The following is a 13491-nucleotide window of genomic DNA, read 5'->3' as shown; positions in this document are numbered from 1 at the left end:
ATCGTTATATCCTTATTAACCTTATTAACCTTATTAACCTTGGGTTGGAGCTACAGCCGTTGTAGACAATGTTTGTTCTTCTTGCTTCTCGGTATAACTCGCCGTATCAAACTTCATTAGCAATGCAGGAAGGAAAATAAAGTCCACAACCAGTGCAATGAAAATAACAAGTGCGCTTAGCTGGCCCATGTCAGCGTTCAGCCTAAAACTCGACATCGCGAGTACAGAAAAACCAGCAACCAGAACAACCGTAGTTATCCATAGCGCGCGCCCTACCGTGTGAAATGCGTATCGAACTGCCTGCTCCGCAGATTGACCTTGCAGGCGGGCGCGTTGGTATTTCGATAGAAAATGCACGGAATCATCGACGACAATTCCCAGCGTCAGCGTCACGACCACAGAGAGCCCCAAATTGATTTCTCCGGATAGAAGAGCCCACAAACCAAAGCCAATTATCGCTGGGGCCATGTTAGGCACGACGCTGATTAAGCCCAAACGTAGTGAGCGAAGCGCAAAAATCATCAGTGCAGAGATTAGAATGAGTGTCACCGGAAGAGTGGACAGCATGCTTGCCATATTTGTTTCTCCGATATGCGCAAACATCAATGATGGACTTGATGCGACCACCTCATATTGAGGAGCATATTGTGAAAACCACGCGTAGATTCGGTTTTCCAGATCGACCAACTCAACGCTACCTAGGTTATCGACTGTAACCACCATTTTAATCGAGGACTTATCGACATTAACTTGGTTGTTTAAGTCCAACCCGTAAGGAAGAGACATCTCGTAAAGAAGCAAGTATTGAGCGGCTAACTCTCGATCCAACGGAAGTGTGTAGTAGCTTTGATCATCTGCATGCATATTTTTGTTGAGACGCTTATACACATCAGAAAGCGTCGCGACGTGATCCGCTTCTGGTTGATCTCTTAACCATTGAGAGAAATCACCAATCGCTTTGAGGAATACAGGATCAGCTATGCCTTGGGATTCATTGGTCTTAACCGCAATACTGATATTCGTCATACCGCTGATTCGCGCTTCCATGAAGTCTGCCGCTTGTCGAAACTCACTTCTTGAATCAAAGTACTTCACTGACTCGTCATTCACCTTGTTCAAAGGCACGAGCGCTGCGGACATTGCAATCACAATCGCAGATACCGGTAGCAAGGCTTTGCGGTTCGAGACAACCCAATCGCCCAACTTGTCCATAAAATCAGGAGTGCCTTGTTGCGTCTTGTCCACCTGTTTGACTTTGATTGGTAACACTCGCAGTAACGCAGGGAGCAACGAAACAGAAAGAAAACACGCGATCATCACGCCCAGAGCTGCGAGGTTGCCAAAGTCTCTCAGAACCGGTGAGTCAGACATGTTCATCATCAAAAAGCCAATCGCCGTCGTGACCGACGTCATCAGAATCGGCATAAAGTTAATCGCAACACTTTGATCAATGGCAAACGGCTTCGAGTGCCCTTTTTTCATGTTTTGACGCATAGTGGCAATTACATGGACGCAGTCGGCGACTGCAAGGGTCATTACCAAGGTAGGGATATTAACCGTTGCTGTACTCAGGAACATGCCAGCCCAACCTGATAACCCCATTGTTGCCATCACCGACGCGATAATGACCACCAGAGTAGCAATTACGCTAAGAAAAGAGCGCAACATGATGGTGAGAAACAGCAAAATAACCAATAGCATAGTCGGAACGAGTGTCGCGCTATCATCTTGCGCGGCGACCATAAAGGCATGGTTCATCGCAACAATGCCCGCTTTATAAAACTCAACGTTTGGGTATAGCTGCTGATACTTCGCAATCAACGTATTTGCACTGTCGATCACTTCAATCGCTTCTGCCGTTTCATCAATTTGCGGTAATTGGACGGTAATGTTCACGACCGTGACATCCCCTTTCCCGGAAATAAGCGAGTGTTTTACAACAGGCTCCGACAACGCGATACGCTTGATCTTATCGATTCGTGCATCTGTTAGCTCGTATTCATCTAACAGCAGGTCTTCGACAATTAAGTCATCTTCTAGTGCTTCGGTATGCTGATAATTGGCAAGTGAATCGACGCGACTCGAATAAGGGATTTGCCACGCATCTTTGGTCAGTTGCTGGACAAGAGACAAGGTTTCACCTTCAAAAACCTCGCCGCTTTTCGGTGCAATCACGATAGACAAGTTGTCTGATTTCGCGAATGTCGTTTGGATCTCGTCGTACGCTCTTAATTGAGCATTCTGCCCGTCAAAAAATATGTTGTAGTCCCCTCTGAAGTAGAGGTTTTTCCCGCCAATGGTTGCCACAACGACAAGCAACATTGTTGCTAATAACATCCACCAGCTAAAACGGGTGGGCATGGTTAGCCAATAGGGAGGCTGTTTTGGGATCGGTTGTTCGGTATTCATCACACTCTCCGTTTGTGACGTTTCGTCAAAAATATACATTTAAAAACCAGACTAAGCTGGTTTCTACACATCGTTAATGGTCATAGACCACTATCATTTTATTTTTGTGTCTTTTTTGACGATTCGTCATCTATTGGCAATTTAAAAGCCCGCTAGGGCTTCTAAAATAAAGTGTTACCTTCCCACCGATTCCAAATACTCAATCTCTTGGGAGAACATTTCTTGTTCCACACGCTGCCAGGTTTTCCGGTAATCCCACTCGCTTGAAAGTGGCTTCCAGTTCAACCCATCCAACAACATATTCGCGTTATGCAATGCAGAGAATGGATCTTGAATACGCTTGATACAATGACTGTTTGAGGCATTTTGGTTTAGAGCATTGGAGCCAAAAGCAATGGACCAGTTCGCATAAACAATGGCATCAGAGCCTATGCCTGGCGAAAACTTCAAGTCCCCCTGCTCTACCGCGGTATTCACAAGCAAGTCGGCGTGGCCAATGACTTGTTCCTCCAGCTCGTTGAGCTCTTTGACTCGCTCGGGTGACGCTTTCTCAAGCACCCACGGGCTCTTGGCCATAATGGCACACGTTGAAAGAACTGGCTCCATGCGGGCGTAAATTCGATAACCTACGTGCATCGCCATCACTTTTTCACGTGTTGTCCCCTCAAAAGCTGCGGCTCTAGCAAACAAAATGGCTTCACTCTTGAGCGAATGAATACACAGTGCGATCACTGCATCTTCTTTGCTCGAGAAATGGTTGTAGATCGTTCCTTTCGAATAAGCACTCGCCGCGGTCAACTTGTCCATTGTCAAGTTACTCCAACCTTGCTCTTGCACTATCGACTTAGCGAGAAGCGTTAACTCAACCTCTCTGTCAGCGATTGCCTGTTGCTTCTTCGAAAGAGCGCCACCACCACCAGAACGTTCACTTTTGTCATTTTTACTACAGCTAAAGCCAAACATGATGTATCAATCCGTACTAATCCGTTACTCCTTAACCTAGTCATTGTAACACGATTACCATAAACGTGATAAACAGCAATTTATGACGACTCGTCACTTTTGACACATCGTCATAATAGTGCATTTATTGATCATTTCAAGTACATTTATAAGAATGATTGATGACAACCCATTTAACGTATACAACTTAGATGGTAATTAAACCCAATTGAGAGGTGCGGCAGACGATGAAGATACACATATATTTGGCTCTTGGCGCGATTGGAGCAGTGCTCTCAACTTCCGTATACGCTTGGCAAGCCGAGCTTGTTGCGTCTGGCCTCAAGGTACCATGGGGGATGAGCTCTATTGACGACAACCAATTGCTTGTCACACAACGCCACGGCGAAATAGGTGTGGTTAACCTTGATGATGGCTTCTATCGTACTGTCGCTACACCGGCACAGGTGAGTGCTGTTGGTCAGGGAGGCTTGCTTGATGTTGCCAAGTCTCCTTTCGAAGACAATACGTTCTATTTTACCTATTCAAAGCAAGTGGAAGATGCATACGAAACGGCATTAGCTTCCGCTCAATATCAACAAGGTAAGCTGATTGGATGGAAAGAGCTTCTCGTGACTCAGTCTGGATCTGATACGGGCAGGCATTTTGGTAGCCGAATCACCTTTGACGAACGCTACGTGTATATGTCTGTCGGCGATAGAGGCGTTCGCGACAACGGGCAAAATCAGAGAACACACGCTGGCTCGATCCTGCGCCTATTACCAAACGGGCTAGCCCCAGAAGACAACCCGTTTACCAAAGTAAACTCAGCGTTAAACGAGATATGGAGCTATGGTCACCGCAATCCTCAAGGACTCTTTTACGACCGCAGCACTCAACAGCTATGGTCTATCGAGCATGGTCCGCGCGGCGGAGATGAAATCAACTTGATTGTCAAAGGAGAAAACTATGGCTGGCCTGTTACCTCCCACGGCAAAGAGTATTGGGGGCCAATCTCAGTTGGTGAAGCCAAAACCCTGCCGGGTATTCAAACACCGAAGAAAGTGTATGTGCCTTCTATCGCACCTAGCTCTCTCATTCTTTACAGAGGGGATAAGTACCCATCCCTAAATGGCAAACTGATATCTGGCGCATTGAAGCTCACCCACCTCAATGTCGTCACACTCGATGAGCAAGCAAATATTGTTGCTGAAGAGCGGCTACTAGAATCCTTAGGAGAGCGAATACGAGATCTGGAAGTAACACCAGTAGGAGAGATTCTGTTTAGCACTGACAGTGGGAATATCTACCGTCTCGTGGAGTAAATAACAAACGAGTTATGCGTCAATACTCTTCCAGTTGACGCAGTTTCGTCCCTGCTCTTTGCTCAAGTACAGTGATTTATCGGCAGCGTTAAACAGTTGATCTTGCAACGCTTCATAATCCGTTTCCGATGTCGGCTTGAAAGCCCGAACTCGAGCTCCTCCCGCAGACACCGTAATAACTCGGTGCGGATCATTGCCTCCATGTAGAATGGCTAAACCTTCAATTTCTAGCCTTAGTCGTTCTGTAAAGTAGTCCAGCTGTGACCCAGACGGGCGCGCGCAAAGAATCACAAACTCCTCTCCACCATAACGAAAAGCAAGATCGGTATCGCGCACTAACTCAGCAATTTTGCTTCCTACCTTCGCTAAGGCATTGTCACCCTCTGTGTGCCCATACAAATCATTAAACGCTTTAAAGTTATCCACATCACAGACAATCATTCCAACGTAATAGTCTTTACTGAGGTGGCGTTTGATAAACGGTTGCACCATGCGAGTGTATTTATTCCGAGATCCTAAACCAGTAAGCGGGTCAGTGTCGGATTTCGTACGCAATATGTTCAGCTGGTTTTCAATTTTAACCAACAACCCTTTATACGCTCTGGCAAGTTGGCCGATTTCATCCGACCGCTTGAGCTCCACCAGAGAATCAATCTCTTGATAGGCATTTTCCGAGTCCATGCTGCGAGCCAGATTTTTCATCGGTGACACAATCCAGTGCGTTACCCAACCTATCAACAGTAAAGAGATCAGTAACGCAACGCTGGCTTCCAGAACAAGTTCTTTGATCAAGTGAGTTCTGATTTTCGTCAAATTGCTCGCGTCGATAACCGCCCAAATGTAGCCACCATTTGCGTTAGTGAGCGGCACTTCGATGTGCAAAGCACACCGTTCTTGATCAAGATAATATCGTAACCCTTGATACTTTGGCTTATCCCAATCGAGCGTGATGGTTTCACTCAACTCCTGACTGCGGAGCAGTGAATCATATTCAGTCTTATTCCTTTTCAACAGGTAATTGAGCTTCTTGACCGTCACTGGATTGCTGTTTGCTGAGTCCGCTAACCTTTGCTCAAGTATCTCTATTCGCCGGGCCACCGTTATCAGTTCTTGGGCTTCAACATCATTTCGCCAAAGTAAATCACGTTCCGCTAAATACCGGACATGGACATTTCGCTTAGAGTAGTCTGAGACGCCTTTAACTTCAAAAAACAGAATGTCCTCGATAGAACTTATCACCTGCTTGGTCGATGACATCGTGAGATTGGCATAGTTTACGCCAGCAACAGAACCAGAGAAGAAGTTTACCTGCGTATCAAGCGAATGTTTTGCCAGCAACGCCGAATATCTGACTTGTCGATCCCATTCACTGGAATAGCGTGCGTAGCTCATGCCTAGCACAATCATCACCACCAATACCAAGTGAGAGACTATCAGCATTTGTTTAATGGTCATTTTAAGCAGCGGGGCACTAAATCTCATAAACAGCGTCACTCTGTATCAAGAGAAGTTGACGAAGCGCATGTCCCGTTGCGACAAATATCTTTGTAAGTCGTATGACAGCTTTGACAGTAACTTGGCTGGAGTGAAGGATGAGTGTGGCTAATATCCTCACCTTTTCGGTTGTAACTGCCGTAAATCGCTTCTCCACCTATGTGCTCGGTAACCCAAACAATACCTTGAACTTCTGAAATAGCGACCGCGGTTGGCCCGTCAGTATAGGGGCCATGATTCTGATATTGTTCAATTTTTTCAGGATTGACCCGAATTGTCAGGGGGGAGCCTTGCCCATTATTGATCCAGCTGTATGCTTTTACAGATTCTTGTAAAAAGAGCGAAGCGTCGTCAGGAAGGACGGTATCTGCAGGAAGGTTCATCGACTCTTTGACTACAGGCCACTGAGACCAATTCTGAGGGTAACTCGCTAATGATTGGGATAACACGCAGGAGGACGCCAAAGACAGTATTGCCGACAGGCTCAACAGCAAAACTTTTTTCATACGCAATCCAACACCCTTTCGCGTAGCAACAACAACCTTATAAACTGTGGTGTATTTTATGGGATTTACGAGTGAATTAACACTTATTTGAGTATTTTATCATCAAAGGAAATGTGAAGGCATAAAAAAACCAGCCGAATGGCTGGTTTTTTTATAATTTGGAGCGACACACGAGGTTCGAACTCGTGACCTCAACCTTGGCAAGGTTGCGCTCTACCAACTGAGCTAGTGTCGCAATAATCTGTGTTAGATGGTGCCCCGGGCCGGACTTGAACCGGCACAGCGCGAACGCCGAGGGATTTTAAATCCCTTGTGTCTACCAATTCCACCACCAGGGCACACAAATCTAAATTTGTGAGGCCTTTACTGAAGTAAGTAAAACACCATCTAGATATCGAAGTTTGTTTCGCTATCCAATAATTTGGAGCGACACACGAGGTTCGAACTCGTGACCTCAACCTTGGCAAGGTTGCGCTCTACCAACTGAGCTAGTGTCGCAAATGGAGGCGCGTCCCGGAGTCGAACCGAGGTCCACGGATTTGCAATCCGCTGCATAGCCACTCTGCCAACACGCCTTCGATACTCCAATCAGCTCGCTTAATTGCTGCGTTCCTCTTGGGTACGGGATGCATTCTACGGATTCGAACTAATGAGTCAACACTATTTTTAATTTTTTGAATCGTTTGTCTAATTAACGCTCAAAAAGCGCCAAATTGCTCAATTTACTCGCGTTAATTCTTTGAATAACGGTAAGTTTCCTAGGATAAACGCTAACACAGATACAAAAAAACGGGCCTGAGCCCGTTCATTTAAATCAGTGATGCTCCTCATTGAGCAAGTCATCTTTGGCGGCAAGTAAATACTGCCCCATCGACCAATAAGTGAGGATGGTCGCGATGTAAAGCGCAGCAAAGCCGACCCAAATCATCCAATCATCGTAGCGCCAAATTAACACCCACAAAGCAAACATCTGGCTGACGGTTTTTACCTTACCTACCCAAGAGACAGCAACACTCGCGCGTTTACCAATTTCAGCCATCCATTCTCGGAGCGCCGAAATAATAATTTCTCGAGCAATCATGGTGACGGCAGGAATGGTGACCCAAATCGAATGATAATGTTCCGTAATCAAGATAAGAGCGGTAGCGACAAGCACTTTATCAGCAACTGGGTCGATAAATGCACCGAATCGAGAGGTTTGCCCTAATTTTCTTGCTAGCATACCGTCTAACCAGTCGGTGAAACCTGCTACCCAAAAAACCATAGCAGCCGCAAACGGAGCCCAGCTATAAGGAAGATAAAAGACCACGACGAAGACCGGAATCAGAAAAAGTCGAAGCAAAGATAGAATATTAGGGATGTTTAAACGCATATTTATTAATGGCTCTTATCGTGTTGCGCTGTTTACTGCTTGAAAACAGGCCCTTATGGTGCGGGATTTTTCTTATTGTTTCAATGCTTGATAAATGTTTTCTGCCAAAGAGTGACTAATGCCAGGCACTTTGGCGATTTCTTCAACGCTTGCACGTTTAAGCTCTTGCAATCCGCCCATGTACTTCAAAAGCGACTGACGACGCTTAGGACCCACGCCCTCTATACCTTCCAAAGCACTGGTTCTTCTCGCTTTACCGCGTTTCGCGCGATGGCCAGCAATGGCGTGATTGTGGCTCTCATCGCGAATGTGTTGCATCAAATGCAAAGCAGGCGCATCACTTGGCAAGTTAAACTCATCACCATCCGTCGTAATCAAAGTTTCCAAACCTGGTTTGCGAGTCACCCCTTTGGCAATACCAATAAGCTTTGGTCGCTTCGGCCAGTCAGACCAATATTGAGAAATGATGTCGTGGGCACGATTTAGTTGCCCTTTACCACCATCGATAAAAACAATATCCGGAATTTTCTCAACGTCGAGTTGCTTGGAGTAGCGACGTTCTAACGCCTGCCCCATCGCCGCGTAATCATCCCCACCAGTAATACCACTAATGTTGTAGCGACGATATTCTTGCTTGAGCGGTCCCTCATGATTGAACACCACACATGAAGCTATGGTGTTCTCTCCCATTGTGTGTGAGATATCGAAACACTCCATTCGCGAGATACCCTCCATCCCCAAGACTTCTCTCAGCTCTTTAAAACGTTGGGAAATGGTCATCTTATGGTTAATTTTGGTGGTAATCGCCGTCAACGCGTTCGTATTCGACAATTTAAGATATCGACCTCGCGTACCACTTGGGTTGACATGAAAACGTACTTTTCGTCCCGCAATACTGGTCAACGCCTGCTGCAACGGTTCTGAGTCATCAAGAAGTCCACTGTTGAGTAGAATACGAGTTGGGATCGTTCTCGCTTCATTGTGGCTCAAATAATATTGGCTCAAAAAGCTGTAGAACACTTCTTCACGATTGGTGTCATTTGGAATTTTGGGGAAATGGCTTCGACTACCAAGAATTTTACCTTGGCGAATCATCAATATATGAACACAGGCAATGCCATTTTCTTGGGCGAACCCAAGTACATCCATATCATCCATCGAGTCTTCAGAAACAAACTGTTGCTCTTGAACACGGCGGATAGCTTGGATTTGATCACGAAATTTCGCCGCATCTTCAAAACGAAGGGTCTTGCTCGCCTGCTCCATTTTCTCAATCAAGGTTTCAAGCACCTGTTGATCTTTACCCTGCAAAAAAAGTCGTACGAGTTCAACGAGCTCAGCGTACTGTTCATCACTGATGACTGAGCTGACACAAGGTGCGGCACAACGACCAATTTGGTACATCAAACAAGGTCGGGTTCGATTGCTGTATACGGTGTCTTCGCATTGACGAACGGGAAAAATCTTTTGAATGAGGTGGAGTGTTTCTCTCACCGCACCCGAGTCTGGATAGGGGCCGAAGTATTCACCTTTGCGCTTCTTAGCCCCACGGTGCATGGATATTCTTGGGTGCTTATGACCACTAATGAATATGTAGGGGTAAGATTTATCGTCACGCAGCAATACATTGTACTTAGGCAAATACTGCTTGATGTAGTTGTGCTCAAGGATGAGCGCTTCGGTCTCAGTGTGGGTGACCGTGACATCAATCTTGTTAATATTGGCGACTAAAGCACGTGTTTTTTCACTGTCGACTTTTTTACGGAAATAACTAGAAAGGCGTTTTTTGAGGTCTTTCGCTTTGCCCACGTAAATAACGACAGCGTCGGCGTTATACATACGATAAACGCCGGGCTGATTCGTTACTGTTTTGAGGAACGAAACCGAGTCAAATGAAGAGGTCACTACAATGTCTCGGTGTCTAACATTCCATGACGGATGGCAAGATGGGTTAGCTCTACATCACCGGAGATGTCGAGCTTGTTAAACAATCTGTAACGATAGCTGTTTACCGTTTTAGGGCTTAAATTCAGTTGCTCAGAAATGTCTGTCACTTTCTGCCCTTTGGTAATCATCATCATGATCTGCAATTCACGCTCAGATAGATCGGCAAAAGGATTTTCCGATGCTGGAGAAAATTGACTAAGAGCCATCTGTTGCGCGATTTCTGGTGAAATGTAGCGTTGGCCACTGTTCACCACACGTATTGCATTGACCATTTCATCTGGCCCTGCGCCTTTTGTCAGGTATCCGGCAGCACCGGCCTGCATCACTTTAGTTGGAAACGGATTTTCCGTATGAACAGTTAAAACGATGATTTTGACATCTGGATTGAATCGCAGGATTTTTTTGGTTGCTTCTAAACCACCAATACCCGGCATATTCATGTCCATTAAAATGACATCTGCATGATTGCTACGACACCATTTTACCGCATCTTCACCGCTCTCAGCTTCCCCTGCTACGTTCATTCCACGGACGTCTTCAATAATACGTCGTATCCCTGTGCGAACCAGCTCGTGATCATCTACAAGGAAAACACTTATCAAACTTGTATCTCCACACTTTTTGTTCAGCTCTGCTACTTCTCACTATGAGAAAAGCAGGATGGTTGCATTCTAGCGCAAATTCGAGAATTTACGTATTCTGAATATGTGCCGAAACGCAAACTTTAGCAAGTACTTATTCTCATATCTGATGACTAAATCTTTATTTAGCTATTAATCAATAACTTGGCACTCAACTATGCCAAGTGTCTCAGCTGTTGGAACAATGCATGGTTATGCAATAATTCGCATTGCTTATATGTCAACTTTCCACTATTTTTTCTTAGCTGAACTCATTGAGTTGCATAAAAACGAATTACTTCATTAGTGAACGATAACTTCATAAGGATATACTATGAAAAAGCTATTCGCAGTGGCAGCTTTGGCAACAACGCTTCCTCTTTCAAACATCGCAATGGCTGACTCAGACATCGGTTGTGGTCTAGGTACAATGATCTTTGACGGTCAATCAGGCAAAGTTTTTAAAGTACTTGGCGCGACAACAAACGGCACCTCGGGTAACCAAACATTTGGTATCACATTCGGTACACTGGGCTGTGATGGCTCTGGCACCATCAGTTCATCGCAAAAATTAGCGCTATTCATTGATGGCAATATGGACAACCTAGCGCGTGACATCGCGAAAGGCGAAGGTGAAACCCTAGCGACACTTTCTGAAGTGTGGGGTATTCAAGAGTCTGACAAAGCGGCATTCAACGAACTTGCACAAGAAAACTTTGCGTCAATCTTCCAATCTGAAAACGTAACGTCAGAAGAAGTTTTCGTAAACCTTAATGCGCTTGTTGCTAACAACGGTACACTTGCAACTTACGCAATTTAATCTCGATCGATAAATGTCTCCTATTGAGGTGCTCCTTTGTGAGCACCTTTCTTTCCTATTGTATTATTCCCTATTGTTCAATACGTTATAGAAACCACTCTCGTTTGGAAACTGTCTACAGGTAAGCAGTCGTCATGAAGTTAATCCATCTTAAGCACTCTTTCCTTATAGGAATTGGCGCACTAACCTCGTTTGTCAGTTTTGCGAACCCAGTTCCTGGCATGGCCGATCTAGCTAACGACCCATACTGGTTGAAACTAGGACACTATTTACCCAACACGCTGACTGGACATACAAGCACAGTTGACTCAGAGGCATTCTTCTTTGCAAAAGACGGTAAGAAATCCCCAGCCAATGAACTCCAAGCAACCTATGAGGCATTCTATAGACAGTCCAATGATGAAGCGAAGGTTGCGCAATGTCGTTTTCCCGCTCGTTATACCTGGCTCGAAGCTAAGCTTGGGCGTGAGGCTAAGTTAAACTGTGAGGAGTTAAATCGATGGCGTGATGTGTTGGACCCAGAAGGTCTAACATTGGTATTCCCCACTGCATTTATGAATAACCCTTCTTCTATGTTTGGGCACACGCTACTTCGTGTGGACGCCAAAGATCAAACCCGACATAAAGAGCTTGTTGCTTTTGCGATCAATTTTGCTGCCGAGCCAGACAGTGATGACAACGCTGCACTTTATGCCCTTAAAGGTCTAGTCGGCAGCTACCCAGGTAGGTATACGGTTATGCCCTACTACCGAAAGGTTCGTGAGTATAATGACATAGAGTCAAGGGACATTTGGGAATACAAACTCAAATTAACCCCACAGGAAGTCGAGAGGGTGTTGCTGCACCTTTGGGAAATGCAAGACGCCGAGTTTGACTACTATTTTCTTGACGAAAACTGCTCGTATCAATTGCTGGCACTGTTGGAGCTTGCGCGAGATGATTTGTATTTGGTCAAAGATTTTCCTTTCAAGGCAATTCCCTCGGATACCGTAGAGGCACTGGCGAATAGCAACCTGCTAGAAGAGCCGAACTATCGCGAGGCATTCGGTACGCGGTTACTCCATCAAGCCAACGAGATCGATCAGCAACTGTTTGATGCGGCTGAAAGAGCGAAACAAGGAGAGTTCCCGTCAAAAGATGAATACACTGACGCTGAGCGAGCTGCCATCCTCGAGTTTGCCTATGAGTGGCTAAACTTTGAGTTGTATGACTTAGGACTTGAAAGAGACCCGACCGCAAAACAGCTTACCGCGCTCCTTTACCAAAGAAGCCTCATAAAAGTTGATTCACCGTTCACGCCTGTACCAAAACCAAACGTTAGCCCAGAGAAAGGTCATGGCTCCGCTCGAATTGGTCTCAGTTATCAATACAGCGATTCTTACCTCAATCAAGGCTTGATTGAATGGCGGGCTGCCTATCATGATCTTCTCGATTCACCTGCGGGCTTTATCCCAGGAGCAAAAATTAGCTTCCTTGACCTTAAAGCAAGCACCGACGGTCATTCACGCACTCAGATTGATAAGCTTTACATACTCGACGCAATGTCTCTCGCGCCAAGTAATCGTGTCTTCGACAGTTGGGCTTGGAACATCCGCACAGGCTTTGATCGTAAACCCCACCTAAATGACTCGTTGGGACGTTGGTTTGGGCAAGCTGGATTTGGTAAAGCTTGGGGAAATTCAGATAAACTCCACGTTTATAGCTTACTCTCAGGGGAACTGAGCGGCGGAGAACTCACTGACTATCAATCAACACTGGGAGTCGGTGTCGAGAGTGGTATCCTTTATCAACTGAACGACCAGCACAGACTTGGTCTAGAAGGGCAATACCTTTCTTTGTTTAACTCCAAAGCGAAGCAAAATGCCAACGCAACCGTGACTTGGCACTGGTCGCTTAATCGTCACTTTGCGCTTCGCGGTCAGGTGAACTACCAACATTGGACAAGCGAAGAGCTCACCACTCGGTTGACTGGCTACTTCTATTACTGAGGTCTGTGCTAATATGCGAGTTCGAAACATCACAACGGTGTTTCGATTTCACTATGTAGTAGCGCAAG

At 45.7% G+C, this 13491-nt stretch carries 10 protein-coding genes and 4 tRNA genes; 3 read left to right on the top strand and 11 right to left on the bottom strand.

Annotation, left to right across the window (positions count from 1 at the left end):
* Positions 1-33: 33 nt before the first annotated feature.
* Both U9J37_RS03230 and U9J37_RS03225 read right to left on the bottom strand, forming a co-directional pair.
* The gene (locus U9J37_RS03230; RefSeq protein WP_043886717.1) at positions 34-2409 is read right to left on the bottom strand and encodes an efflux RND transporter permease subunit; all 2376 of its coding nucleotides are present in this window, start codon (positions 2407-2409) and stop codon (positions 34-36) included.
* A gap of 174 nt (positions 2410-2583) precedes the next feature.
* The gene (locus U9J37_RS03225; protein ID WP_005470716.1) at positions 2584-3372 is read right to left on the bottom strand and encodes a TetR/AcrR family transcriptional regulator; all 789 of its coding nucleotides are present in this window, start codon (positions 3370-3372) and stop codon (positions 2584-2586) included.
* Between the two features lie 227 nt (positions 3373-3599).
* Between U9J37_RS03225 and U9J37_RS03220 the strand changes: the two genes are divergently transcribed.
* Complete coding sequence (locus U9J37_RS03220; RefSeq protein WP_043886718.1) at positions 3600-4676, top strand: PQQ-dependent sugar dehydrogenase; 1077 nt, start codon at positions 3600-3602, stop codon at positions 4674-4676.
* 12 nt (positions 4677-4688) lie between these two features.
* Here the strand turns inward: U9J37_RS03220 and U9J37_RS03215 are convergent, their stop codons facing one another.
* From U9J37_RS03215 to uvrY, 9 genes are all read right to left on the bottom strand, one after another.
* On the bottom strand, positions 4689-6158 hold the full coding sequence (locus tag U9J37_RS03215; protein ID WP_043886720.1) for a sensor domain-containing diguanylate cyclase: 1470 nt from the start codon (positions 6156-6158) through the stop codon (positions 4689-4691).
* 8 nt (positions 6159-6166) lie between these two features.
* On the bottom strand, positions 6167-6676 hold the full coding sequence (locus U9J37_RS03210; protein WP_005470624.1) for a hypothetical protein: 510 nt from the start codon (positions 6674-6676) through the stop codon (positions 6167-6169).
* Between the two features lie 159 nt (positions 6677-6835).
* Positions 6836-6911: transfer RNA gene (locus U9J37_RS03205), tRNA-Gly, on the bottom strand.
* A 16-nt stretch (positions 6912-6927) separates the two neighbouring features.
* Positions 6928-7014: transfer RNA gene (locus tag U9J37_RS03200), tRNA-Leu, on the bottom strand.
* A gap of 84 nt (positions 7015-7098) precedes the next feature.
* Positions 7099-7174 (bottom strand) — tRNA-Gly (locus U9J37_RS03195).
* Between the two features lie 3 nt (positions 7175-7177).
* A tRNA-Cys gene (locus U9J37_RS03190) sits at positions 7178-7251 on the bottom strand.
* A gap of 239 nt (positions 7252-7490) precedes the next feature.
* Positions 7491-8048, bottom strand: coding sequence for a CDP-diacylglycerol--glycerol-3-phosphate 3-phosphatidyltransferase (gene pgsA / locus U9J37_RS03185; RefSeq protein WP_038138539.1), 558 nt, complete (start codon positions 8046-8048; stop codon positions 7491-7493).
* Between the two features lie 72 nt (positions 8049-8120).
* On the bottom strand, positions 8121-9953 hold the full coding sequence (gene uvrC, locus U9J37_RS03180; RefSeq protein WP_322413892.1) for an excinuclease ABC subunit UvrC: 1833 nt from the start codon (positions 9951-9953) through the stop codon (positions 8121-8123).
* The gene (gene uvrY / locus U9J37_RS03175) at positions 9953-10597 is read right to left on the bottom strand and encodes a UvrY/SirA/GacA family response regulator transcription factor (RefSeq protein WP_038138544.1); all 645 of its coding nucleotides are present in this window, start codon (positions 10595-10597) and stop codon (positions 9953-9955) included. Before uvrY ends, uvrC begins: the two co-directional genes overlap by 1 nt.
* Before the next feature lie 352 nt (positions 10598-10949).
* Here uvrY and U9J37_RS03170 point away from each other — a divergent pair, with 352 nt between their 5' ends.
* Positions 10950-11435, top strand: coding sequence for a DUF3015 domain-containing protein (locus U9J37_RS03170; RefSeq protein ID WP_005476891.1), 486 nt, complete (start codon positions 10950-10952; stop codon positions 11433-11435).
* A gap of 221 nt (positions 11436-11656) precedes the next feature.
* Entirely contained in the window at positions 11657-13423 is a 1767-nt protein-coding gene (locus U9J37_RS03165; protein ID WP_005476894.1) for an Lnb N-terminal periplasmic domain-containing protein, read from the top strand.
* Positions 13424-13491 lie beyond the last annotated feature (68 nt).

The sequence above is a fragment of the Vibrio sp. 16 genome, assembly GCF_963681195.1.
Lineage (GTDB): Bacteria > Pseudomonadota > Gammaproteobacteria > Enterobacterales > Vibrionaceae > Vibrio > Vibrio sinaloensis_D.
This window is presented reverse-complemented; position numbering and strand designations above follow the sequence as displayed.

Coding starts and splice junctions, on each gene's coding strand:
- U9J37_RS03230 (WP_043886717.1), bottom strand. CDS start 2,409: ATGAATACCGAACAACCGATCCCAAAACAGCCTCCCTATTGGCTAACC.
- U9J37_RS03225 (WP_005470716.1), bottom strand. CDS start 3,372: ATGTTTGGCTTTAGCTGTAGTAAAAATGACAAAAGTGAACGTTCTGGT.
- U9J37_RS03220 (WP_043886718.1), top strand. CDS start 3,600: ATGAAGATACACATATATTTGGCTCTTGGCGCGATTGGAGCAGTGCTC.
- U9J37_RS03215 (WP_043886720.1), bottom strand. CDS start 6,158: ATGAGATTTAGTGCCCCGCTGCTTAAAATGACCATTAAACAAATGCTG.
- U9J37_RS03210 (WP_005470624.1), bottom strand. CDS start 6,676: ATGAAAAAAGTTTTGCTGTTGAGCCTGTCGGCAATACTGTCTTTGGCG.
- pgsA (WP_038138539.1), bottom strand. CDS start 8,048: ATGCGTTTAAACATCCCTAATATTCTATCTTTGCTTCGACTTTTTCTG.
- U9J37_RS03170 (WP_005476891.1), top strand. CDS start 10,950: ATGAAAAAGCTATTCGCAGTGGCAGCTTTGGCAACAACGCTTCCTCTT.
- U9J37_RS03165 (WP_005476894.1), top strand. CDS start 11,657: ATGGCCGATCTAGCTAACGACCCATACTGGTTGAAACTAGGACACTAT.